The 25,204-nt window shown below is 70.8% G+C and carries 16 protein-coding genes; 11 read left to right on the forward strand and 5 right to left on the reverse strand.

What is annotated here, in order from left to right; all coding sequences use genetic code 11:
- Window positions 1–49 precede the first annotated feature (49 nt).
- The 3 genes from FJ657_RS09150 to FJ657_RS09160 are packed head-to-tail and all read left to right on the forward strand — an operon-like array spanning window position 50 to window position 4,501.
- Entirely contained in the window at window positions 50–1,048 is a 999-nt protein-coding gene (locus FJ657_RS09150) for a lysylphosphatidylglycerol synthase domain-containing protein (protein ID WP_141163346.1), read from the forward strand.
- A 49-nt stretch (window positions 1,049–1,097) separates the two neighbouring features.
- Window positions 1,098–2,282 (forward strand): L-2-hydroxyglutarate dehydrogenase, encoded by a 1,185-nt coding sequence (lhgD, locus tag FJ657_RS09155; RefSeq protein WP_141163347.1) that lies wholly within the window; start codon window positions 1,098–1,100, stop codon window positions 2,280–2,282.
- Complete coding sequence (locus FJ657_RS09160; RefSeq protein ID WP_141163348.1) at window positions 2,279–4,501, forward strand: putative glycosyltransferase family protein; 2,223 nt, start codon at window positions 2,279–2,281, stop codon at window positions 4,499–4,501. The genes lhgD and FJ657_RS09160 overlap by 4 nt, the downstream gene beginning before the upstream one ends.
- Window positions 4,502–4,570: 69 nt before the next feature.
- Here the strand turns inward: FJ657_RS09160 and FJ657_RS09165 are convergent, their stop codons facing one another.
- The 5 genes from FJ657_RS09165 to FJ657_RS09185 form a co-directional block, all read right to left on the reverse strand.
- Window positions 4,571–6,985: a LasA N-terminal domain-containing protein gene (locus tag FJ657_RS09165; protein WP_141163349.1), complete on the reverse strand. Its 2,415-nt coding sequence runs from the start codon at window positions 6,983–6,985 to the stop codon at window positions 4,571–4,573.
- A gap of 142 nt (window positions 6,986–7,127) precedes the next feature.
- Window positions 7,128–7,694 carry a TspO/MBR family protein gene (locus FJ657_RS09170; protein WP_141163350.1) on the reverse strand — a complete coding sequence of 189 codons (567 nt, stop codon included), beginning with the start codon at window positions 7,692–7,694 and terminating at the stop codon, window positions 7,128–7,130.
- 71 nt (window positions 7,695–7,765) lie between these two features.
- Window positions 7,766–8,317, reverse strand: a complete 552-nt coding sequence (locus FJ657_RS09175) for a YceI family protein (protein WP_141163351.1) — start codon at window positions 8,315–8,317, stop codon at window positions 7,766–7,768.
- Between the two features lie 135 nt (window positions 8,318–8,452).
- Window positions 8,453–9,856: an aspartate aminotransferase family protein gene (locus FJ657_RS09180; RefSeq protein ID WP_141163352.1), complete on the reverse strand. Its 1,404-nt coding sequence runs from the start codon at window positions 9,854–9,856 to the stop codon at window positions 8,453–8,455.
- 5 nt (window positions 9,857–9,861) lie between these two features.
- Complete coding sequence (locus FJ657_RS09185; RefSeq protein ID WP_141163353.1) at window positions 9,862–10,329, reverse strand: Lrp/AsnC family transcriptional regulator; 468 nt, start codon at window positions 10,327–10,329, stop codon at window positions 9,862–9,864.
- A 208-nt stretch (window positions 10,330–10,537) separates the two neighbouring features.
- Here FJ657_RS09185 and FJ657_RS09190 point away from each other — a divergent pair, with 208 nt between their 5' ends.
- From FJ657_RS09190 to FJ657_RS09225, 8 genes are all read left to right on the forward strand, one after another.
- Complete coding sequence (locus FJ657_RS09190; protein ID WP_181408927.1) at window positions 10,538–11,098, forward strand: FHA domain-containing protein; 561 nt, start codon at window positions 10,538–10,540, stop codon at window positions 11,096–11,098.
- Window positions 11,095–11,865, forward strand: a complete 771-nt coding sequence (locus tag FJ657_RS09195) for a PP2C family protein-serine/threonine phosphatase (protein WP_141163355.1) — start codon at window positions 11,095–11,097, stop codon at window positions 11,863–11,865. Before FJ657_RS09190 ends, FJ657_RS09195 begins: the two co-directional genes overlap by 4 nt.
- A 143-nt stretch (window positions 11,866–12,008) precedes the next feature.
- On the forward strand, window positions 12,009–13,445 hold the full coding sequence (locus tag FJ657_RS09200) for a serine/threonine-protein kinase (protein WP_141163356.1): 1,437 nt from the start codon (window positions 12,009–12,011) through the stop codon (window positions 13,443–13,445).
- A 7-nt stretch (window positions 13,446–13,452) separates the two neighbouring features.
- Window positions 13,453–19,407, forward strand: a complete 5,955-nt coding sequence (locus FJ657_RS09205) for an Ig-like domain-containing protein (protein ID WP_141163357.1) — start codon at window positions 13,453–13,455, stop codon at window positions 19,405–19,407.
- A 29-nt stretch (window positions 19,408–19,436) separates the two neighbouring features.
- The gene (locus FJ657_RS09210; RefSeq protein ID WP_141163964.1) at window positions 19,437–20,408 is read left to right on the forward strand and encodes an AAA family ATPase; all 972 of its coding nucleotides are present in this window, start codon (window positions 19,437–19,439) and stop codon (window positions 20,406–20,408) included.
- Entirely contained in the window at window positions 20,405–21,820 is a 1,416-nt protein-coding gene (locus FJ657_RS09215) for a DUF58 domain-containing protein (RefSeq protein WP_255447236.1), read from the forward strand. The genes FJ657_RS09210 and FJ657_RS09215 overlap by 4 nt, the downstream gene beginning before the upstream one ends.
- A gap of 44 nt (window positions 21,821–21,864) precedes the next feature.
- Window positions 21,865–24,153 carry a transglutaminase-like domain-containing protein gene (locus tag FJ657_RS09220; RefSeq protein WP_141163358.1) on the forward strand — a complete coding sequence of 763 codons (2,289 nt, stop codon included), beginning with the start codon at window positions 21,865–21,867 and terminating at the stop codon, window positions 24,151–24,153.
- 95 nt (window positions 24,154–24,248) lie between these two features.
- Window positions 24,249–25,196: an FHA domain-containing protein gene (locus FJ657_RS09225; RefSeq protein ID WP_255447237.1), complete on the forward strand. Its 948-nt coding sequence runs from the start codon at window positions 24,249–24,251 to the stop codon at window positions 25,194–25,196.
- The last annotated feature ends 8 nt before the right edge of the window (window positions 25,197–25,204 follow it).

Here is a 25,204-nt window from a genome sequence, read left to right on the forward strand (position 1 = left end):
GGAACCGGATCACGACCGGCACGTGCATCTTCCTGACGCGGTCCCGGCGATGCCGCCGGAGAGCATCGCGATCGATTCCGAGCAGGCTCCTCGGAGATCGGCCAAGCAGCGTTTCATCGCGGCCGCTCGCTGGGTTCTCCTCCTGCTCGTCGTCGCGGCGGCGGTCTGGCAGTTCGCAACGAACTGGAGCTCCGTGGTCCATACGATCGCGGCGCTGCAGTGGCACCGCGTCGTGCTCAGCTTCATCGCGGTGATCGCCGGCATCGGCTTCTCGACGCTCAGCTGGCAGGCACTGGTCGATGATCTGGGAAAGCCGATCGGAGTCGGGCGCGGAGCGCAGATCTTCCTCGTCGGTCAACTCGGCAAGTACCTGCCCGGGTCGGTCTGGGCCTACGTGCTGCAGATCGAGCTGGGGCGCCGCGCCGGTCTCGCTCGCGCTCGCGTGTTCGCCGGCACGATGTTCTCGCTGGCGGTCATCCTGGTCGCCGCTCTGATCGCGGGGGCGCTCGCCGTGCCGGCGCTGATCCGGAACGAGCCCAGTCTGAGCTGGCTCCCGTGGCTCTACGTGCTGCTGCCGGTCGCGCTGGTCATGCTGCATCCGAAGATCCTGACCGCTCTCGTCAGGATCGGGTTCCGCGTGCTGCGCCGCCCCCAGCCCGACCACGACATCCGGCTCGTGGTCGTTCTGCGCGCACTCGCTCTGGCGCTGTTGTCGTACATCAGCTACGGGGTGCATCTGTGGCTCCTCGCGGATGACTTCAAGGGGCTCACGTTCGATCCGCTTCTGCTCTGCATCGGCACGATGGGAGCGGCGATGATGGCCGGTCTCGTGGCCTTCTTCCTCCCTTCCGGTATCGGTGCGCGGGAGACCGTGATCGTCGCTGCGCTGACCGGTCTGGTGGGAGGACCCCAGGCGTTCGCCTTCGCGGCCGTCTCGCGTGTGCTCTTCATCGCAGCGGACCTGGTCACGGCCGGCGGGGCGGCGCTTCTCGCTGTGGTCGCGCGTCGTCGGCAGGGCGACTACCACGGAGATCCCGGGATCGAATGACCTCGCTCGCCCCCGGCTCGGCCGGCGCACGACCGCAAAGGAACATCGGATGACCCGCATCACCGTCGTCGGTTCAGGAATCGTCGGCCTCGCTACCGCGCGTGCATTCGCGCGACGCGGCCACGACGTCGTCGTCCTGGAGAAGGAGGATGACGTGGCGCGACATCAGACGGGGCGCAATTCGGGCGTGATCCACTCGGGCCTCTACTACACCCCGGGAAGCAAGAAGGCGACGATGTGTCGTGCGGGTGCGCGGTCCATGCAGGAGTACGCCGCCGAGAAGGGCGTCGCGCATCAGATCACCGGCAAGCTGGTCGTCGCGACCGATGAGAGTCAGCTGCCTCAGCTCGCGAAGCTCGCTGAGCGGGCGGTGGCGAACGGTGTGCCGTCGCGCCGCGTGACTGCCGAGGAAGCGCGAGAGCACGAGCCTCACGTCCGCACCGTCGGTGCGATCCGCGTCGAGAGCACCGGCATCGTCGACTACACCGGGGTATGCCGGGCGATGGCCGACGACATCCGCGAGTCCGGGGGAGAGATCCGCTTCGGCACGGCCGTGCTGTCCTCCCGCGAACAGACAGGCGGGCTCGCCGTCGAGACGACCGCGGGCGTGGTCGAGACGGATCTGCTGGTCAACTGCGCCGGATTGCACAGCGATCGCGTCGCGGCGGCCAGCGGCGTGACTCCCGACGTGCGCATCGTCCCGTTCCGAGGCGAGTACTTCGAGCTCGTTCCCGATCGCTCGGACCTCGTGCGGGGGCTCATCTACCCGGTGCCGGATCCGCGATTCCCGTTCCTCGGCGTTCACCTGACGAAGATGGTGGACGGCTCCGTCCACGCCGGCCCCAATGCTGTGTTCGCGCTCGCCCGCGAGGGATACCGGTGGCGGGATGTCGACCCGCGCGAGCTGGGCCTGTCGCTGACCTGGCCCGGCCTGTGGCGTCTCGGCGCCAAGAACGTGGTTCCGGGCGCTCGCGAGTTCGTGCGCTCGGTGTCGCGGAAGCTCTTCGCGAACAGCCTTGCTGAGCTGGTGCCCGGCATCGGGGTGCACGACCTCGTGCCCGCCAAAGCGGGTGTACGGGCGCAGGCGATGCATCGCGATGGGCGGATGGTGGACGACTTCTACATCCAGCGCGCCGCGCGTCAGCTGCACATCCTCAACGCGCCGTCGCCGGCGGCGACCTGCGCCCTGGAGATCGCCGATCACATCGTGGCCGAGATGGAGGCCTCCGCATGACCGCCACTGCGTCCGTCCCTGAGGTGCGCGCGCCCGCACCCTCCGCTCGCGAGCGTCTACGGAGCGGCGCCACCGCGATCCTGCCGCCGCTGCTCGCTGTCGTCGCCACCGTCGTGGGGGCGCTGCTGCCGCTCCTGCGCAACCCCCGTCATTACTACTGGGATGACACGGTCGGGGCGGCCGTCGGCGTCTGGCAGCGTGTTCCGGATGCGCTCCTGCACGGTCGGATCCCCTTCCTCGAGCTGGACATGTGGCGAGGCGGCAACCTGATCGCCGAGGCCGCCACCGGGATGTGGAATCCGGTGATCGTGGCGATCATGTTCATCACCCGACCCTTCGACGACATGGCTGTCGCGATCACGGTCGCCAAGATCATCATGTTCGCGATCTGCGCTCTCGGCGTCTACGCCCTCGCCGGCAGCTACGGCGCGCGCCGGTGGGCTGCGGCCGCGGTGGCGCCTGTTCTCCCGCTCTCGGGTTGGGCGCTCTTCATGGATGGCGCCGCATGGATCAACGGCACCGCGATCATGGCGTTCGCGCCGTGGGCTTGGTGGGCGCTGCGCCGCGCGTTCATCAGGGGAGGACGAGCGCGCGACATCCTGATCGCCGCGATAGCGGGCTACCTGGTCTGCGCGACGGGGAATCCGTACGGGATGCTCGTCCTCGCGGTCGCGTTCCTCGGAATCGGCATCGAGGCTCTCGTCACCCGACAGTTCCGCGCACTGCGCTGGATCATTCCCCTCGGCGCCGCGATCGTGCTGCTCAATGTGATCGTGTACCTGCCGTTCCTGCTCACGTCCTCCGTCGGCATCCGCGCGAATCAGGGCACCTTCAACGACGAGGAGATGACCCCGTCTCTGAGCAACCTGCTCGGGATGAGCGTGCCGGTGTACAAGCCGTACATCCGTCAGTTCGGTCTGCCCTATATGAGCTATCCGGGTGTCTATCTGGCGTGGTTCGCTCTTCCGCTCCTTCCGTGGTTCGACTGGCGCAGTCTCCGCGCACACTGGCGCAAGCTGGTGAGCGTGGGGGTCGTCGGCGTCGTGTTCCTGCTCATGGTGCTCGGCCCGACGCAGATCGGCATGTTCCGCTGGCCGGCGCGACTGCTCCCGTTCCTGTTCCTCGCGCTGGTGGTCGTCCTCGCTGTGCTGATCTCGGCGGGCATCGTCACGACGAAGTGGCGCCTCCGTGCCGCGCTGACGGCGATCATCGTCGGCTTCGGAGCCTGGATGGCGTTCTCCGACGGCCCACCGTCGTGGAAGTGGATCGGCGTGACGAGCGTCGCCACTCTTGCGCTCATCTGGATCATCACGCGCTGGTCGCGATCATCCGCTCGGGTCTCCGTCGTCCTGCTGCTGGGGACCGTGCTGTTCACCGGGAGCCAGGCGGCCGTGACGCCGTTCAACGGCAACGTCTCCGATTTCCATGTTCCGGCGTCGCGCTCGGCGCTGACCGAGCACTTCGAGGCGATCACCAGAGGACGGACCATCCAGGTCGTCGACTGGTATCACGATGCTCGCGACCTCAAACCGGACGAGCTCTGGACGGGCGTCATGCTCGGCAACATGTACGCCGCCACGGGCATCGAATCGCTGACCGCGTATTCGGGGATCGGATTCAACGCCGCCGACAAGGCTCTCTGCGAGAACTACAACGGGGGCAGCTGCAAGAAGCTGTGGACCAAGCTCTGGACCCCGGCGGGCGATGACGGCACTCTGCTCGTCGACCTCATCGGCGCCGACACGGTGATCGTCCAGAAGGGCTACGTCGCGCATCCGACGGCTCCTTCGGGGTGGAGCAAGACGAGCGAGAACCCCTGGGTCATCGTCTATCAGCGTGATGCGGCCGATGATGATCCGGCTGGGCGCATCACGCACGCGTCAGGGGATGCCGAGGTGCGCGACGATGAATCCGCGTCCGCGTACTCCGAGACAGCGACGGTCTCGACCTCAGAGGAGTCCACGGTCACCTTCGCCCGACTCGCCTGGCCCGGGTACAGCGCGACCCTGGACGGTCGCGCGCTCCCGGTGGAGACAGGTCCCGCGGGCCTGCTTCAGGTCACGATCCCCGCAGACACGGATTCCGGACGGTTGCAGGTATCGTTCGCACCGCCCGGCTCGACGGCGGGCATCGCCGCCGGCGCCGCGGGGCTCCTGATCATCGTCGTCCTGATGGTGCTGGCGCGTCGCCGCACGCGTGAGGCGGCATCGATCGACTGAGCGGCACGCCGATGCCGAAGGGCTCCCGCGACTCGATGCGGCAGCCCTTCGGCATCGGATGAGTCGGTGTCAGACGACCACGGCGCCGCCGGCGAGGCTCCACTGGATCGTCGCCTTCTGGAACTTCTGGGTGCAGAGGGTCGGGGTGCAGGTCATCTCGCTCGTCGGCCACCCGAGCGTGCCATCGGATCCGCCGCGGGCCCAGTACGCGTCGCGGGTCGCGCCGGTGACAGCGAACGCTCCGGAACCAGACTGGTAGATCGAGCCGCCGGTGAACGACTGTGCGGTGCCCCCTCCGTTCGCCGCGCTGGTGATCACCTGCGAGGTCGGCCAGGCGAGTGCGCCGGCGGCGCCGCCTCCGCTGAAGTAGCGAGTCCGGATCTCGCCCGACACCGGGAAGGCGGTGGTGACGCCATCGCGCTGGTAGATCGATGCGGCAGTGAAAGCCTGACCGATTCCGCCGCCGTTCGAGCTGATGCGGCTGGCCTCGGAGGTGGCCGGGCCCGGGCTGCCGGTCGCGCCGCCGAGCGCGACGTAGGCGGTGTTGACGGCGCCGCTCACGAGGTAGCTGACACCCGCGCGAGGGGACGTGATGGCCCCGCGCTCGAAGCCGACTGTGGTGGTCGAACCCGAGACGGTCACCGAGGTGGGCCATCCGAGAGCTCCGGTCGCGCCGCCGTTCGCGAAGTAGCGCGACCTGATCTCTCCGGACACCGCGTAGGCGGTGCTGGCTCCTGCACGGAGGTAGACGGAGCCCTTCTCGTAGGCTCGTGCGATTCCGGCCGAGCCGACCGGCTGAACCGCCGAGGTGGGCGATCCGAGTCCCTGCGCCGCGGTGTCGATGGCGGGTGAGGAGATGGATGCCCCCGCCGTGCCCTGCTTGATCGAGATCACGCCGTTCTGGAAGCTCTGGGTGCACGATCCCGCGGCGCAGCTCTGAGCCGACGTCGGCCATCCGAGCCAGGAGCCGGACCCGCCGACTCCCCAGTAGGCGGAGCGGATCTCGTCGCGGACGACCTGCGCGTCCAGGCCGGACCCCGCGTAGATGGATGCCTTCGCGAAACCCTGCGCTGCGCCGCTCGAGGCGATGCTCGCCGCGCTCGTCGGGAGTCCGACTGCGCCGGAGGGACCGCCGGCCTTGACGTATCCGGCGTCGATCACCGCGGGGACGAACTGATATCCGGCGGTGGCCTGGCCCGTGCCGTACACGACACCTCCGCCGAACTTCTGCGAGCAGAGCGCACCAGCGCAACTCGCTTCGGCCTGGGGGAAGCCCGTCGTCGCCGTCGCGGCGCCTGCGGCCCAGTAAGCCCCTCGGATCGCTCCGACGACTCGGTAGGTGCCGGCGGGCGAGGTGTACACCGTCATCCCGCTCGAGTAGCTCTGGCCCTGTCCTGCGACGTCTCCGGCGGCCATCGGATAGATGCGCGTGTTCGGCCACTGGAGTTCGCCGGCGGCGCCGCCGAATCGGAAGTAGTAGGTGAGGATGTTGCCGTAGACCGGTGCGGCACCAGTCGATCCGGTCCAGTAGATCGATCCGCCGTTGTAAGCGCGGCCCAGACCTCCGCCGTTCTGCGGGATCGTGATGTAGCTGCTGGTCGGCAGTCCGAGCGGCCCGTTGGCGCCGCCCTGCACGGCGTACTCGGCGTTGATCTGGCGCGGACCCGCGGAGGTCGGCGAGCCGAACCAGTCGCTGAAGTAGCGCCAGAAGTTGCGGTTGCCGTAGGACGAGCAGTTGTCCCCGACGCCATAGAGGTTCGCCAGCGCCGCGCTGTTCGGCACGTAGGGCGTGTAGATGTACAGGTTCGCCGTGGCCTGATTCTGGATGTTCACTCGCGCGCGCTGCGGATCGCAGGTGTTCGGCACCGGCTTGTAGAGGATGTCGTTGGCGCCGATCCGGTACGACCAGCTTCCCGGCTTGAGCGTGTACTGCCGCAGCTGCCACGCGGCTGAGTACACCTGGTTGAAGAAGCCGAAGTACTTAGAGTCGCACGGGGCGTTGTCGGGGCATGCGTAGCCCATGGCCCGCTGGTACATGTAGGCGGTCGGGGCGTTGGACGTGATGAAGCCCTGTTCCTTCTGCAGCATCACGAGAAGGACCTGGGCGTTGATGCGGCAGGCCTGGCTGACCCGGTAGATGATCGTCGCCGCCGATTCGGTGCCGTACGAGTCGTACGCCGTGCAATGACCCGCGCCGGCTGCGGCGCGCGAGTTGGTCTGCCCGACGTAGTTCTTCAGGCAGGGGTAGATGGGATTGGACGTGCAGGCGGGTTCCTTGTCGGCGAGGAAGGCCTGGATCTCGGCCACCGACATCGAGTTGTAGTCGAAGAACCGCTCATCGCTGATGATGTAGCCGGGATCGAACTCCGCGGCGTTCGCCGCTTCAGCTCGCTCCGCCGGTGCGATCAGGACCGTCGCAGCGGTGACGACGGCGAGAAGGAGGGCGAGCGCCGCTCCGAGTCTGGTCCGTGAATCGATCGTCATTGGCGTGTCCCCCCGGAATTCACACAGTCAACACGCCTAACATTAGCCACGTTGGTCTCTCGAGGCCAGCATTCGTGTGCGTGCGCGGAAGAGCTGCCACCCGATCTGGGGTCACTGCGCGACCGTATCGAGGGGCTCGGGCTCACCGATGGTTCAGCACCGCGAGCGCGGCGTTGAGGGTCGTCGCGTAGAGCACCCAGGCCCAGTAGGGGATCAGCAGCACGGCGGCGAGCCGGCGCACGGGCCAGAAGCGCAGCATCGTCACCAGCACGGCGACGTCGAGCAGCAGGATGATCGCCAGCCCGATCCAGAGCGCCGCCGGCCCGGCGAACGGGTAGAGCCCGAAGAAGACCGGCGTCCAGACGGCGTTGAGCACGAGCTGGGCGACGTACGCCCCGAGCGCGCGCCGGGCGAGCCGGCGCCCGGCCGCGCCGTCGTGATCCCGTCGCATCCAGACGAGCCAGGCGGCGACCGACATGAGCGAGTAGAGCGCCGTCCAGACCGGTCCGAAGACGGCGTTGGGCGGCGTCCAGAAGGCCTTGTCGGCATCCGCATACCAGCCCTGCACGTTCTGCAGGGTGGCGAGCGAGCCGAGCGCGGCGACGGCGAAGGAGATCGCCAGGAACACGACGAGCATGCCGATCGCGGCAGCGGGACCGGTCCCGGTCGTGCGACGGGGGAACGACGAGGGGGCGGATGCGGTGCTCATGCCTCGACGCTACGAAGAGAGGGCGGCTCCCGCGATCGCGGGAGCCGCCCTCTCAGGGGAAGCGGAGGTCGTTACTTCTGCAGGACGAACTGCAGCTCGAAGGTGAGCGTGACGTCGTCGCCGAGGGTGACGCCGCCGGCCTCGAGGGCGGCGTTCCAGCTGACGCCGAAGTCGTGGCGGTTGATCTTGGTCTTCGCCTCGAGTCCGGCCTTGGTCTGGCCGTAGCCGTCGACGACGACGCCGCCCAGCTCTCCCTTCAGGGTGACGGGCTTGGTCACGCCGCGCAGCGTGAGCTCGCCTTCGGCCGTGAAATCGTCGCCGTCGAGCACGACGGAGGTCGAGCGGAAGGTCGCGGTGGGGTGCTCGTCGACCTGGAAGAAGTCGCTCGTGCGCAGGTGCTCGTCGCGCTGGGCCTGGTTGGTGTTGACGCTCGCGACGTCGATCGTGGCCTCGACCGCGAGGTCGGCGGCGGTCTCGCCGGCGGTGATGGTCACGTCGAAGGTCTCGAAGCTGCCGCGCACCTTGCTGATGGCGAGGTGGCGCACGCTGAAGTCGATCGTCGAGTGCGTGGGGTCGAGCTTCCAGATGCCGGTGGCGAAGTCGGGGTGAGTCTGAGTGGTCATGAATCCATGCAATCGCATGGACCCGGATTCCATTCCCCGAATCGCCGAAATGTTTCCGAACATGACATGACGGCCCGGGATGAGCATCCCGGGCCGTCATGATCCTCGCGCAGGGCGCGGCAGCGCGTCAGTCGGTCAGAGGCGCGTCCACGCCTCGGTCAGCACGCCCCGCAGGATGCCCTCGATCTCGTCGAACTCCTTCGGTCCGATCGTGAGCGGCGGAGCGAGCTGGATGACGGGGTCTCCACGGTCGTCGGCGCGGCAGTACAGGCCGGCGTCGTAGAGCGCCTTGGAGAGGAATCCGCGCAGCAGGCGCTCCGACTCGTCGTCGTCGAAGGTCTCCTTCGTCGCCTTGTCCTTCACGAGCTCGATGCCGAAGAAGTACCCGTCGCCGCGCACGTCGCCGACGATCGGCAGATCGGTCAGCCGCTCGAGCGCCGCCCGGAACAGCGGCGAGTTCTGCCGCACGTTCTCGTTCAGGCCCTCCTCCTCGAAGATGTCGAGGTTCTCGAGGGCGACGGCCGCCGAGACGGGATGCCCGCCGAAGGTGTAGCCGTGGTAGAAGCTCGTGTTGCCGGTGCGGAAGGGCTCGTAGATGCGGTCGCTGATGATCGTCGCGCCGATCGGCGAGTACCCCGAGGTCATCGCCTTGGCGCAGGTGATCATGTCGGGCTGGAAGCCGTAGGCGTCCGCGGCGAACATGTGGCCGATGCGGCCGAAGGCGCAGATGACCTCGTCCGAGACGAGCAGCACGTCGTACTGGTCGCAGATCTCGCGCACCCGGCGGAAGTAGCTCGGCGGCGGCGGGAAGCATCCGCCCGAGTTCTGAACCGGCTCGAGGAACACGGCCGCGACGGTCTCGGGGCCTTCGAACAGGATCATCTCCTCGATGCGGTTCGCCGCCCAGAGCCCGAAGGCCTCGGCGTCGGCGCCCTGCGCGTCGCCGACGAAGCCCATCTCGTTCGCGCGGTACGCGTTCGTGTTCGGCACGCGGAAGCCGCCGGGGGTGATCGGCTCGAACATCTCCTTCATGGCGGGGATGCCGGTGATCGCCAGGGCGCCCTGCGGGGTGCCGTGGTACGCGACCGAGCGCGAGATGACCTTGTGCTTGGTCGGACGGCCCTGCAGCTTCCAGTAGTACTTCGCGAGCTTGAAGGCGGTCTCGACCGCCTCGCCGCCGCCGGTGGAGAAGAACACGCGGTTGAGGTCGCCCGGCGCGTAGTCGGCCAGGCGGTCGGCCAGCTCGATCGCGGCGGGATGCGCGTAGCTCCAGATCGGGAAGAAGGCGAGCTCCTCGGCCTGCTTCGCGGCGACCTCGGCGAGGCGGCGGCGGCCGTGGCCGGCAGCGACGACGAACAGGCCGGAGAGTCCGTCGATGTACTGCTTGCCCTTCGAGTCCCAGATGTGGTGGCCCTCGCCCTTGACGATGATGGGAACGCCGTTCTCCATCGTCGACTGGCGCGAGAAGTGCATCCAGAGGTGGTCTTTGGCCTTCTGCTGAAGAGCGGCCTCGTTCAGCGTCGTCGTGGTGTCGGTCATCGGTATCACCGTGTTCCCCAGTTGTAGAACTGCTTGTGGAGTCGCAGGTAGACGAACGTCTCCGTCGATTGCACCCCGTCGATCCCGCGGATCCGCTTGTTGAGCAGGTCGATCAGGTCGTCGTCGTTCTCGCAGACGACCTCGGCGAGGATGTCGAAGCTGCCTGCGGTGAGGACGACGTAGTCGACGGCCGGGATGGCGCCGATCTCCTCGGCCACCGCGGTGGTGTCGCCGGAGACGCGGATGCCGATCATGGCCTGGCGGTAGAACCCGAGCTGCATCGGGTCGGTCACCGCCACGACCTGCATCACGCCGGCGTCGGTGAGCTTCTGCACGCGCTGGCGGACGGCGGCCTCGCTGAGACCGACGGCTTTGCCGATCTCGGAGTAGGAGCGTCGTCCATCGGTCTGCAGCTGCTCGATGATCGCCTTCGACACATCGTCGAGGACGAGCGGGCGCGAACGGGGTGCCATGCCCAGATCATGACAGCGCCGCGGGGTCGAGACAAGCGGATCCGCAGGATGTCGACTGACTTGCCACGGAATCCGAACCGGAGCGGCGGCGACGAGTCGGGAATCACGCCGCGACCGCCCCTGCCGTCGCCGGGTCGTCCGACCGCGGGACGCGTCGCCCTGTGGACGGATCCGTCTCCCCGGCTCCGCGATGGCGGATGATGGGGAGATGCACCCGGACGACGAGGACACCCGGCCGGGCGCCGTGATGCCGCTCTCGCCGCCGCCGGTGCGCATCGACGACCTCGACGACACGGTGCAGCTGAGCACCGAGACCCGCCACCGTCTGCTGCGCGAGCCGGCCGGACTCGCCGCGTCGCCGCCGGCCCCGCGCGCTCCGCGGACCTCGGCGCACCTGACCCACCGGGTGAGCGTCGCCGGATCCGCTCCGCTGCCGCTGGGCGCGCCGATCATCGTCGGCCGCGCGCCGCGGGCGCCGCGCATCCCCGACGGTCCGCCGCCGATCCTCGTCCCCGTCGTCTCGCCGCTCGGGGAGGTGAGCTCGGCGCATGTCGAGCTCACCGAGGTGGGGTCGGCCGTGGTCGTGCGCGACCTCCGCTCCACGAACGGAACGCGGGTGATCGCGCCCGGGACGACGGTGCGGACGCTGGGGCCGGGGGAGTCGGCGGTCGTTCCGGCGGGTACGGTGATCGAGCTGGGCGACGGTGTCGCCCTCGAGGTGCTGGCGCCCGGAGTCGCCGCGCCGCAGGACGGGGAGGAACCGCGATGACGGTGCTGGGCGAGTACACGGGCGAGATCGCGATCGAGGTCGACGGGGCGGAGCCGGTGCGGCTCGCGTGGGGCGTCGCGAGCGACATCGGCCGCCGCCGACAGAACAACGAGGACAGCGCCGTGGTCAAGCCGCCGCTGTTCGCCGTCGCCGATGGGATGGGCGGCCACGCGGCGGGCGATCTCGCGTCGAAGGCCGCCGTCGTGCGCCTCGACGAGCACGAGCGCGGCGCGCTCGGCACCGAGGACGAGGTCATCGCCCACCTCGAGGATGCGGTCGCCGATATCGCCGAGGTCGCCGCCGGGGTGCCCGCGGGCGCCGGCACCACCGTCACCGGCGTCGTGCTCGCCGCGGGCGAGGAGCGAGCAGAGCTGCTGGTCTTCAACCTCGGCGACAGCCGCACCTACGGCTTCGCGAACAACGAGCTGCGCCGCATCACGGTCGACCACTCCGTCGTGCAGGAGCTCGTCGACGCCGGCGCCATCAGCGAGGCCGAGGCCGAGTTCCACCCGGAGAGCAACGTCATCACCCGGGCCCTCGGCTTCGCCGAGCATCCCGAGCCCGACTTCACGCGCATCCCGGTGCAGAGCGGGATGCGCCTGCTCCTCTGCTCTGACGGGCTCACCCGCGAGGTCGAGGACGGCCACATCCGGCTGCACCTCAGCGCCGGTCTCGACCCCCTGGTGACGGCCGACGCGCTCGTCGACGCCGCCCTCGCATCCGGGGGCCGCGACAACATCACCGTGCTCATCGTCGACGTCGTCTGATCCTCCCGGCGGTGCCCGGCCGCCGGTCCTGCGTCCCCCGATCCGGGGCGGCGCGACGAGTCCCCCCGTTCGGGGGTGGCGGCCGGGATGCAGCGCACCTCCTGCCTACAATCGCAAGGAGTCTCGAGGAGAGGGGGACGATCTTGGCGCGCCGTCTGCCGTCCCAGCCTCCCGTGCTGCCCGGGTTCTCGTTCGTCCACATCCTCGGATCCGGCGGCTTCGCCGACGTGTTCCTCTACGAGCAGAACATGCCGCGACGGCAGGTCGCGGTCAAGGTGCTGCTCAACGAGGTCGTCAACGAGAACGTGCGCCAGATGTTCCAGGCCGAGGCGAACCTGATGGGTCAGGTGAGCGCGCACCCCTCGGTGCTGACGGTGCACTCGGCCGGCGTCTCCGCCGACGGGCGGCCGTATCTGGTCATGGAGCTGTGCTCGGCGATGCTGAGCGAGCGCTACCGGCGCGAGCGCATCCCCGTGCCCGAGATCCTGCGGGTGGCCGTGGCGATCGGCAGCGCGATCGAGACCGCGCACCGCACGGGCGTGCTGCACCGCGACATCAAGCCGTCGAACATCCTGCTGACCGCCTACGGCCACCCCGTGCTGAGCGACTTCGGCATCGCCTCGACCCTCAGCACCGACACGATCGAGGAGTCGATCGGGCTCTCGATCCCGTGGTCGGCTCCCGAGGTGCTCCTGGACGAGACCACGGGCACGGTCGCCTCGGAGGTCTGGGCCTTCGCGGCGACGATCTACTCGCTGCTCGCCGGGCGTTCGCCGTTCGAGATCCCGGATGGCGCGAACAGCTCGGCCGATCTGATGGGCCGGATCAACCGCGCGAAGCCGCAGCCGATCGGCCGACCCGATGTGCCGGCGAGCCTGGAGCAGGCGCTGCGCCGGGCGATGTCGCGTCGCCCCGAGCAGCGGCCGTCGAGCGTCATCGAGGTCGTGCGCGAGCTTCAGCTGGTGGAGTCGGAGCTCGGCGTCGCTCAGACGCCCATCGAGCTCGCGATGGACGAGTGGGCGCTGTCGACCGCGGGCGATCTGGGGGAGCGCACCCGGCTGCGTGCGGCGCCGGGCGCCGCGGCGCCGGTGAAGGAAGGCCGTCGTCGTCGCCGCGCCGCCGCGGCCCTCGGCGGGGTCGACGAGGCGCCGGCCAACCGCAGCGCGCCGCGCGAATCGGGCGGGGCGATCCCGTCGTCGGGACGGAGCGGCGTCGGATCGCGTCGCGGTGCGAACGGCTGGCTGATCGCGACCATCGCGGCGCTCGTCGCGGTCATCGGAGTCATCGTCGGCGTGCTCGTGTACTCGACCCAGGACGCGCAGTCGATCCCGCGCGTGGCCGACATCCGCGACACGCAGTCGAACGGCACGGTGCGCTTCAGCTGGGATGATCCCGGGCTCGGATCGGGTGACCGCTACTCGGTCGCCGTCGACGACGACACCCCGAGCTTCCAGCAGGCGAACTCCTTCAAGGTCGACGCCGCCCCCGGCGCGACCGTCTGCATCACCGTGACGGTCAACCGGGGCGGACGCGCCGGCGAACCCAGCTCGACGAAGTGCGTCGACATCGTGGCGGGCTGAGATCGACATGCGACGCTGGCTCGCGGCCCGCAAGGGGGCCGTCGCGACCGCCCTGAGCGGCACCGTGATCACGGCCGTCGTGGCGGCGGGCGCGATCCTCTCGAACGGCTATTCGGCGCAGCAGCTCGACCTCGACCCGGGCAGCGTGTGGGTCGTGAACGACGCCGAGCAGGCCGTCGGGCGCGTCAACACGCAGATCCGCGAGCTCGACTCGGTCGTGCGCACGACCGGCACCGACGTCGAGGTGCTGCAGGACGACGACACCGTGCTCGTCGTCGACCGCAGCAACGCCTCGCTCGATGTGCTCGATCCGGCCACCGGCGAGCTCGGCGAGACCGTCGCGCTGCCCCCGGAGCAGCCGGAGGCGTGGCTCGCGGGCGGCAGCGTGGTCATCATGGCGCGCGGCACCGGCGAGGTCTGGATCGTGCCGGTGACCGACCTGCAGAGCTTCGATCCCTCGGCCGAGGCGCAGCTGACCTTCGGCAAGGGCGCCGTCGCGACGGTCGACCCCGATGGCGTGCTCTGGGCCTACGGCCCGGCGACGGGCGAGGTGTTCCGGGTGGATGCGGGCGCCGGCGAGCTCAAAGCCGACAGCCGCTGGCCGGTCGACCTGCCCCGCGACGACGACAGCTACGGCATCACCGCGGTGGCGGGGCGCTGGGCCGTGCTCGATGCGGATGCGCGCCGCATCGCGCTGCAGGATCGCGGCGTGGTCGGACTGCCGGCGGCGCTCGGCAGCGCGGGCAGCGCGGTCGTGCAGGAGCCGACGGCGGCGGCGGCGGACTCCGTGCTCGTCGCGGGCAGCGCGGGCCTCGTGTCGGTGCCCTTCGGCGACGGGTCAGTGCGCCGGATCGTCACCACCGGCGGCGGGACGCCCGCGGCGCCGGTCGTGCTGGGCGACTGCCGCTACGCGGCCTGGAACGCGGGCGCGGCCTGGCGCCAGTGCACCGGCTCCTCGGCGCGCGACCTCGACCTCGAGAGCGTCGGCGGGTCGGCGGCTCTCAGCTTCGTGCGCGACGGCAAGCGGCTCGTGCTGAACGACGTGCGCAGCGGCCGCAGCTGGGCCGTGCAGCACGACGGTGAGCTGATCGACAACTGGAAGGATCTGCTCGCTAAGGACGATCAGCAGCAGGTGGTCGACGCGGACGAGGACACCCCGCCGCAGGTCGCCGAGAAGCAGGAGCCGCCGGTCGCGGTCGACGACGAGCTCGGCGCGCGCCCCGGGCGCGCGACCGTGCTGCCGGTGCTGCTCAACGACTACGACCCCAACGGCGACGTGCTCGTCATCGACTCGGCCGACGCGCTGCCCGAGCAGCAGGGGCGCCTCGACCTGATCAACCGCAACCAGCAGCTCCTGCTGACCCTTCCGGGCGAGGCGAGCGGGGTGATCGTGTTCCGCTACACGATCACCGACGGCCACGGCGGCAGCGCCTCGGCGACCGTGCGGGTGACGGTGCGTCAGCCGGGGGAGAACTCGCCGCCGGTGCAGGTGCGCGCGTCGAAGACCACGGTCCGGGCGGGTGGCGAGGTCACGACTCAGGTGCTCGGCGACTGGATCGACCCCGACGGCGACGCGATGTACGTGCGCAGCGCCTCGGTCGCGGCACCCGATCGGGTCAGCTCGAAGCCGGACGGCGCCGTGCTGTTCTCCGACCTCGGCCAGGGCGGCGAGCTCAAGACCGTCACCCTCGTCGTCTCCGACGGCGCCGCCGACGGCACGGGATCGCTCGCGATCACGGTGCGGGCGAGCGGTCAGGTGCCCATCATCGCCGACCCCTTCCCGGTCATCGCCTACGCCGGCCAGACCATCACGGTGTCGCCGCTCGAGCACGTGCGCGGCGGCAACGGCGCCGTGCGTCTCAACGCGGTGCCCGCCAAATCGGGGGCGACCGTCGTGCCGAGCTTCGACTCCGGCACCTTCACCTTCGTCAGCGACCAGGTGCGCACGCACAACCTCGAATACGTCGTCACCGACGGCACCCAGACCGTGACCGGTCAGGTGCGCGTCGAGGTGCTGCAGCCGCCGGACGCCAACGCGAAGCCGATCACGATCCCGAAGACGGTCTTCGTGCATCCGCTCGCGAGCGAGACCATCGACGTGGCCGGCGGCGACAAGGACCCGGCGGGCGGCGTGCTGCTCGTCACCGCGCTGACCGAGCTGCCGGCCGGGCAGCTGCAGGCCGAGGTGCTCGAGCAGCGCTCCGTGCGGGTCACGCTCACCACACCGCTCGACGGGGCCGTGACCTTCGGGTACCGGATCACCAACGGGCTCGCCGAGGCGACCGGCACGATCACCGTCGTGCAGATCCCGTTCCCCAGCGTCGTGCAGCCGCCGATCGCCCGCGACGACACGGCGACCGTGCGTGTCGGCGACATCATCGACATCCCGGTGCTCGACAACGACGAGCAGCCCGACGGCGAGGAGATCACACTCGACCCGGTGCTGCCGCGCGACGTGCCCTCCGGCTCGGGTCTGCTCTTCGTCTCGGGAGATCACCTGCGCTTCCTGGCGCCGAAGCAGGCCGGCACCTTCACCGCCGCTTACCAGATCAGCTCGCTCGGCCAGACGGCGCAGGCGGAGGTCAAGATCTCGGTGCGCGAGCGCGACGCGGCCACCAACAACCCGCCGGTGCCGCGCCAGGTGACGGCGCGCGCGATCGCTGGCGAGACCGTCGACATCCGCATCCCGCTCTCGGGCATCGACCCGGACGGCGACTCCGTGCAGCTGCTCGGCCTCGCGACGAACCCCGAGAAGGGCTCCGTCACCTCCACGACCGCGACCGGCATCGTGTACCAGGCCGGCGCCTACTCGAGCGGCACCGACACCTTCACCTACTCCGTCATGGACGGGCTCGGCGCCCGTGCCACCGGCACGATCCGCGTCGGCATCGCCGCCCGCGTCGAAGCCGGGCGCAACCCGGTCGCCGTGCCCGACGCGGTGACCGTGCGGCCCGGCGCCACCGTGACGATCCCCGTGCTCGACAACGACTCCGACCCCGACGGCGGCCAGCTGACCGTCACAGCCGTGACGCCCAACGACAAGACGGTCACGGCGGACGTCGTCGACGGACGCTACGTGCGCGTGCAGGTTCCCCGCACCGAGGGGTCGTTCGGCCTGGTCTACTCGATCGAGAACGTGACCGGCGGCACCGCATCCGACTTCATCACCCTCACCGTCGCCACCGACGCCCCGCTGTCGCGCCCGATCGCCGACGACACCGTGCTGACCGTCACCGACATGCTCGGCAAGCGCACGATCAGCGTCCCCGTGCTCGACAACGTGTTCTTCGCCGATGGCGCCGTCTCGAGCCTCGGGGTCGAGCTGCTGCCCGGCTACTCCTCCGACGCCCGCGTGCTCGCCGACAAGAAGATCAGGGTCACGGTCGGCGATGCCAGCCAGGTCATCCCCTTCGCGGTCGTGCACCCGAAGGATTCGAGCGTGCGCGCCTACGCCTTCCTGCGCGTGCCCGGCTACGACGACGCGCTCCCGCAGCTCAACACGCGAGCGCCGAAGATCACGGTGCGCAGCGAGTCGACCGTGCGCATCGACCTCAACGACTACGTCGTCGCGCTCGGCGGATCCGAGGTGCGCCTCGCCGACCGCAGCTCGGTGCGCGCGACCCACGCCAACGGCGGCAGCCTCGTCCTCGACGACGACACGCTGCAGTACACCTCCGCCGACCAGTACTTCGGGCCGGCCTCGATCTCCTTCGAGGTCGCCGACGGCGACCCCGCCGACCCGAAGACGCGCAGCGCCGTGCTGACGCTGCCGATCGAGGTCGAGCCGCGGCAGAACCAGCCGCCCGTCTTCACGGGCGCGAGCCTCGAATTCGAGCCGGGCCAGCAGCGCGAGCTCGACCTGGTTCGCCTCACCAACTACCCCTATGTCAAAGACCTCGACGAGCTGACCTACTCCGTGACGGGAGCGAACCCCACCGGCTTCCGGGTGGTCGTGAACGGGCAGCGCCTGGTCATCACCGCCGCCGACTCCGCGGCGAAGGGCACCCAGAGCTCCGTGACGCTCGGGGTGAGCGACCGAGAGAACACCGGCACCGCCGGGCGCATCCAGCTCAAGGTCGTGTCGTCGACCCGTCCGCTCGTGCGTCCGGTCGCCGATCAGGCGATCGCGCAGCGCGGTCAGAGCACCACCGTCGACGTGCTCGCCAACGACCTCGCCAACAACCCCTTCCCCGGCAGCCCGCTGCGGGTCGTGGATGTGCGCGGGCTCGACTCGGCCTCGCTGCCGGCCGGCGTCAAGGTCACCCCGAGCGCCGACAGCAGTCGGCTGACCGTGCAGGTGGGGGCGTCGGCGCTGCCCGGCGACACGACGCTGCAGTACCAGGTGGCGGATGCGACCGGCGACCCGGACCGCTACGTCTGGGGCAGCGTCCGCATCTCCGTGCAGGACCGTCCCGATCCGGTGAGCGGAGTGCGGGTGACGGAGTTCGGCGACCGCAGCCTGCGCATCGCGTTCTCGCCCGGGCCCGCGAACAACTCGCCCATCACGGGCTACGAGGTCGCGCTCACCCGCGGCGACGGCGTCATCAGCACGACCAAGTGCTCCGGCCCCGCGGCCTGCAAGGTGACCACGCCGGGCAACGGGCCGAGCAACGCGGTCGGCGTCGCGGTCACCGCGGTCAACGCGATCGGCCGATCGGATGCGACCAGCCTGGCCGGCACGATCTGGTCGGACATCATCCCTCCCGCACCCACTGGACTCGGCTCCACACCGCTCGACCAGGGTCTGCGCGTCACCTGGACCAAGCCCGACGCCGATGCGGCCGGCAGCCCGATCACCTATTACGTCGTCACGGTCGGCGGCGTGTCGCGCACCGTCTCGGTCGACGCCGGCGACGCCACCGGAACCGGCTACTCGGCTTCGGTCACGGGCGCCTCCATCATCAACGGCAGCTCGATCGGGTACACCGTCAGTGCGCGCAACGGCGCCCCGAACTCGCTCGCGGTCTGGAACGAGGCGAACGGCACCGGGACCCCGGCCGGGCCGCCGATCGCGACCGTGGCCCCGACGGCATCCGGTCAGGGCACCACCCAGGCGACGATCGGCTGGGCGGGCGTGTTCTCGGCGAACGGCCGCGACATCCGGCGGTACTACGCCGTCGCCTACGCCCTCGGCAGCACGGCGCCGACCTGCGTCGTCACCGGGGTCGACACCGGCATGCCGAAGGTCTCCGTGCCGCCGACCGGCGACCAGGTCGTCACGACCCCGGATGACACCCCGGTGACCAGCGCCACCTTCACGGGTCTGACGCCCGACACGACCTACCGTCTCGTCGTCTTCGCCTACAACCGTCAGGGCTGCACGCCGTCGGCCGCGATCTCGTTCACGCCGCGCGTCGCGCCGCCGCGCGTGACCTCGGTGACCGCGATCGCCCCCGACCCGAACGCCGTGCGCGCCGACGGGCTCGGCGACTTCACCCTCGGCAGCAGCTCCATCTCGCCCGCGGGCGCCTACGACAAGGTCAAGTACCGCTTCGTCACCGACGGCGTCGACGGCAGCGAGAGCGCCGCCGTCGACCCGGCGAGCGGGCCCGCGCTCGTGACCGGCAACGGCTCGCAGTACGGCAAGGTCGTGTCGATCCAGGTGCTCGGCTGCAAGTCGTACGCCGAGCTGCCCGGCGGGCTGCTCTGCGCGTCCAGCTGGTCGGACACGTATCAGCTCGGCGTGCCGGTGAAGGCCTCGATCGACGGGTACGCCCACGACACGCCCGACGGCGTCCTGAACTTCACCACGACATGGTCGTGGACCTCCACCAGCTTCAGCTCCGCCTACGAGAAGGTGGAGATCAGCTGCGACGGGGGCGGCACCTGGCTCGCCGTGACCGACGCCGGGCCGGGCAGCTGCACGGGCGACAGCTCGCTGCCGTTCGTCAACGGCTGGAACCCGCTCACCCTCCGGATCACCTCCGGCGGACAGACCTACGAACGGAGCTATCAGTGGTAGACGCAACCACGGCGTCCCCCGCCCAGCGCGTGACCATGACGGCCGAGCAGGCCTCCTGGTACCAGGAGACCTTCGCGCGCCTCGTCGCGAACGTCGAGCAGGTGCTCGTCGGCAAGACCTTCGTCGTGCGCCTCGGCTTCGTGGCCCTGCTCAGCGAAGGCCACCTGCTGCTCGAGGACTCGCCCGGCACGGGCAAGACCTCGCTGGCGCGCGCGATCGCGCAGAGCGTCGACGGCAGCTCCAGCCGCATCCAGTTCACCCCCGATCTGCTGCCGGGCGACATCACCGGCGTCAGCATCTACGACCAGCGCACGGGCGCGTTCGAATTCCACCTCGGACCGGTGTTCGCGAACATCGTGCTCGCCGACGAGATCAACCGCGCCTCGCCGAAGACCCAGGCCGCCCTGCTCGAGGTCATGGAGGAGCGCCACATCACCGCCGACGGCGTTGAGCACTCGGTGGATGCGCCCTTCATGGTGATCGCGACCCAGAACCCGATCGAGCAGGCCGGCACCTACCGCCTGCCCGAAGCGCAGCTCGACCGCTTCCTGCTCAAGGCCTCGATCGGGTACCCCGACCACGCGTCGACGCTGCGCATCCTCGAATCGGCCGGCACGCGCTCGCACGAGGTGCGCCTCGACCCGGTCATCGGCGCCCAGCAGGTCGTCGAGATGGCCCGCCTCGCCCGCACCGTGCACGTCGACCCGACGATCAACGACTACGTCTCGCGCCTCGTCGAGGCGACGCGCACCGCCACGGAGGTGCGGCTCGGCGGCAGCGTCCGCGCCGCGCTCGCGCTCATCCGCGCCTCGAAGACCCTCGCGGCGGCGTCGGGACGCCACTACGTCATCCCCGACGACGTGAAGGCTCTCGCCGAGCCGGTGCTCGCGCATCGCCTGGTGCTCGACCCCGAGGCGGAGTTCGACGGCGTCACCGCCTCGAGCGTCATCTCGCAGATCCTCATCGAGACCCCGCCGCCGAGCGATCGGCAAGCCGTGTGAGCGGTTCCGGCTCCCCGCGATCGACCGGGTCGCCCCGCGGACCGGCGCAGCGGACCGGAACCCGCCCGCTGGATCCGCACACCCGCACCGACACGCTCAGCAACACGCGCACCCGCCTCGTGGGTGCGCGCACCGGCGTGCTCGCCGACGGGGTGGTGGGAGTCGTGCGCGTCGGGCGGCGCGTCGGCGCGGCGGTCGGCGAGGTCGGCCGACGCGTGTCGTCGGTCGTCACCCCGCTCGGCTGGATCGTGCTCGCGCTGCTCGTCGCCGCAGGGCTCGTCGGCTACGTGCTCCTCGGCTGGGTCGAGGCCGTCGTGCTGTTCTGGATCGCCGTCGTCCTGGTGCTCGTCGCGGTCGTGTCGCTGATCGGCCGCAACGCCTTCGCCGTCACGCTCGAGCTCGAACGCCACAAGGTCGTCGTGGGCGAACCGGCGACGGCGGCGATCAGCGTGCGCAGCACCGGCAGCCACCGCTCGCTCGGCGCGACCGCTGAGATCCCCGTCGGCGAGGGGCTCGCCGAGGCCGCGATCCCGAGCCTGCGTCGCGATGCCGTGCACCGGCACGAGTTCGCGGTTCCGACGGCACGGCGCGGCGTCGTGCCGATCGGCCCCGTGCACACCGTGCGGGCCGACCCGATCGGCCTGGTGCGGCGTGAGCTCATCTGGACCGGACGCGAGCAGCTCGTCGTGCACCCGCGCACGATCGCCGTCCCGTCGACCAGCACCGGGCTCATCCGCGACCTCGAAGGCGCGGCGACCACCGACCTCACGCCCAGCGACGTGTCCTTCCACGCGCTGCGCGAATACCAGGCGGGGGATGACCGCCGCTACATCCACTGGAAGTCGACCGCGAAGACCGGCACCTACATGGTGCGGCAGTTCGAGCAGACCCGCCGCAGCCATCTCGTGGTCGGACTCAGCACCGCCCGCGGCGACTTCCTCGACGACGAGGAGTTCGAGCTCGCGGTCAGCGTCGCCGGCAGCCTCGGCGTGCGCGCCATCCGCGACGGTCGCACCGTCTCGGTCGTGGTGGGCGAGAAGACCCCCGAGTTCGCGAAGCGCCGGGTCTACGCCGTGCGCCCGCTGTCGACCGTGCGCCCGGGACGCCTCCTCGACGACCTCGCCGTCGTCGCCTCCGACGAGAACGCGCTGCCCGTCCGCGACGTCGCCCGGGTGATCTCCGACACGGTGACCGGCGTCTCGATCGCGTTCCTGGTGACCGGGTCTCCGACCCCGCTCGCCGAGCTGCGCGCCGCATCCGCGGCCTTTCCGGCCGATGTCGAGGTCGTCGCGGTCGTCTGCGACCCGGATGCCCGCCCCGGTCTGCGTCGGGTGCCCGGCCTCAACGTGCTGCGCGTCGGCCTGCTCGACGACCTCCGGCAGGCGCTCGCCCGAGCGGCGGCGGTCTCATGAGCGCCCGCACCGTCTCCTCCGCTCGGGGGAGCTCCCGAGTGGGGATGCGGCTCCGTCCGCTCTCGGCCATCGTGACGGTCCTGCTGTTCTGGGCGCTCATCGCGATCGGGGCCGCCGGGTTCTGGCCCGTCTACCGCGACCCGAGCTACGTGGTCGCCGCCGTGGGCGCCGTGCTGCTCGGCACCGCCATCGCCGTGCTCGGCGCCGTCTTCCACTGGCGCGCCTGGGCGCTCATGCTCGCGACCTTCATCGCCTTCATCGCGACCGGCGTCCCGCTCGCCGTGCCCTCGCAGACCACGCGCGGCGTCGTGCCGACCCTCGACGGGCTCACCGCCCTCGTGTCGGGCGTCGCGCTCGGCTGGCGTCAGCTGCTGACGATCACCCTGCCGGTCGGCGACTACCAGGCGCTGCTCGTGCCCGCCTTCGTCTCGCTCCTGGTCGCGACGGTGATCGGGCTCTCGATCGGACTCCGAGCGCGGCACGGCGAGCTCGGCGCGATCCCCGCCGCCGCCGTGCTCGTGGTCGGCATCGCCTTCGGACCCGAACGCGCCGCCTTCGGCGGAGCTCTCGCCGGCGGCACGCTCGCGGTCGCGCTGCTCTGGTGCGTCTGGCGTCGTGCCGCCCGGCGCCGCGAGGCCGTCCGCCGTCTTCTCGGCTCCTCGGCGGCGGCCTCCGAGCGCTCGATCGGCGGACGCTCCCTCGCCGCCGCCGTCGCCATCCTGCTCATCGCCGGGGCCGGAGCGGGTGCCGCGGCCGTGCAGATCGCACCCGGCGTGCCCCGCACCGTACTGCGCACCGCGGTCGTGCAGCCCTTCGACCCGCGTGACTACGCGAGCCCGCTCGCCGCCTTCCGCGGCTACCTCAAAGACGGCGCCGACGAGCAGACCATGCTGCGGGTGAGCGGCCTGGCCGACGGCCAGCGCATCCGCATCGCGACACTCGACGCCTACGACGGCGTGGTCTATCGCAGCGGCACCGGCAACGCCGACGGCGGATCCGGCAGCTTCGTGCGGGTGCCCACCAGCATCGACCGCTCGAACGAGCGGGGGCAGTCGGTGTCGGTCGACATCCAGGTCGTCGACTACCGCGGCGTCTGGCTGCCGACCGTCGGCGACCTCACCTCGGTCGACTTCTCCGGATCGGACGCGCAGCAGCTGCGCGGCCGCTTCTACTTCGACCGCGTCAGCGGCACCGGCGCCGTGCTCGGCGGCCTCGGCGCGGACGACAGCTACCGGCTCGACGCGGTGGAGCCCATCACCCCGACCTCGTCGCAGCTCGCCGCCGCGACTCCCGGCTCAGCCCGGGTTCCCGCCCCCGTCTCGGTGCCCGACGCGGTCGGCACCCGCGTCGAGGACTACACAGCGGGTCAGACGTCGCCGGGGCGGGCCCTGCAGGCCGTGCTCGACGGGCTCCGTCGCGACGGCTACATCAGCCACGGGATCGCCCCGACCGACCCGCCGAGCCGCTCCGGGCACTCCGCCGAGCGCATCAGCGACCTGCTGACCTCGCCGCTGATGATCGGCGACGCCGAGCAGTACGCCGTCGCGGCGGCACTCATGGCCCGCCAGATCGGATTCCCGTCCCGTGTCGTCGTCGGCTTCGTGCCGTCGGACGAGCACCCCGGCGTCATCCTCGGTTCCGACATCTCGGCGTGGATCGAGGTGAACACGGCCGAGTACGGCTGGGTCGCGCTCGACCCGGTGCCGGCCGTCCGGCCGATCCCCGACGCGCCGCCGCAGGACCCGACGCAGATCTCGCGACCCCAGACGCCGGTCGAGCCCCCGCCGGACGAGCCGGACCCGCGCACCACCCAGAACACGCCCGACACGACGCAGGAGCCGGACGCGCCCGACGACGCCTGGCTGCAGGTGATCCTCGCCGTGCTGCGCATCGCCGGTCCGATCGCGCTCCTCCTCGGTCTGCTCGCCTCGCCGTTCCTCGTGGTCGTCGCGGCGAAGGCGCGGCGTCGACGCCTGCGTCGCCGCGCGCGCGAGCCGCTCGTGCGGATCAGCGGGGCCTGGGACGAGTTCCGCGACGCCGCCATCGATCGCGGCTTCGCCGACATCCCCGCCTCGACACGCACGGAATTCGCGGAATCGGTGGGACTCGCGCAGTCGCGCACGCTCGCGGCCGTCGCCGACCGCGCCGTCTTCTCGTCGGACGTGATCGCGCCGGCCGAGGCCGACCGGATGTGGCGCGCCCTGCGCGAGCTCGACAACGCACTCGACCGGGGACTCACCCGATGGCAGCGCATCCGCGCGCGCATCTCGTTGCGATCGCTCGGCGGCTACTCTGTGCGGAGGCTGCTGCGAGGCAGGAGGACCCGACGATGAACTGCCGATTCTGCGGCAGCGCCCTGCCTGCCGGTGCGCTGTTCTGCGGCGAGTGCGGGCGACCCGCCGGCGCGGTCCCCGTGGCGGTTCCGGCGGTGGTCGCGGACCTCGGTCCCGCGTCGCCGGCGGAGGTGCCCTTCGCCGGCGTCCCCGCGCGGCCGCCGCGCCCGGTGCCGGTGGAGCTGCCCGACTCGGCGGCGGCAGCGGACGCATCAGCTGCCGCGCCTCCGACGGGACGGCACAGCGGTGCTGCTTCGGCGCAGACCCCGCCGACCCTGCCGAACGCCGTCGCTGCGCCGGAGACGCCGCCGAGCCCCGCCGCGCCGCCGGATCCCGACCCCGTGGTCGCCTCGGCTCCGGAGCCGGCCGAGACGCCCACGCCGCGGCTCGACGAGCCGCCGCTCGCCGGGGCGCCGGTGATGCCGTCGTCGCCGGGCGCTCCGGCGCTCGACGAGCCGCCGCTCGCGGCATCCTCGCTGCCATCGGCTCCGGCTCCTGCTCCGACGCCCGCCTCGCCGTCACCCGAGCCGGTCGCATCGATTCCGCTCCCGGCGCCCGCGGCGCCGTCGGCGCCCTCGGCCGAGCCGCTGCTGCCCGTCCCCGACATCCCCGTCGCGCGTCCGCAGTTCGCGCCGGGCCTCCCGCAGCTGCCCGACGGGCAGCGCGAGGTGGCCATCGATCTCGAGGACACCCGTCTGGTCAGTCGCGCCCCGCGACCGGCGAGCTGGGTTCTGCAGTTCTCGACGGGCGAGTCGTTCACGGTGAGCGGCAGCGGGCTGATCGGCCGCAACCCCTCGGCGCAGCCGGCGGAGTTCATGGATCAGCTCGTTCCCCTCTTCGACGCCGGCAAGTCGGTCTCGAAGACCCACCTCGAGTTCGGTCAGGACTCGGGGCGCTTCTGGGTGAGCGACCGCTACTCGACCAACGGCACGGTCATCCGGCCGCCCGACTCGGAGCCGCGTCGCTGTGAGCCGGGCCGTCGCTATCTCGTGTCGCGCGGAACGCGGGTCGACATCGGGGAGCAGTTCTTCGTCGTGAGCTGATCCCTCCC

This window comes from Schumannella soli (assembly GCF_006517435.1).
Taxonomy (GTDB): domain Bacteria; phylum Actinomycetota; class Actinomycetes; order Actinomycetales; family Microbacteriaceae; genus Schumannella; species Schumannella soli.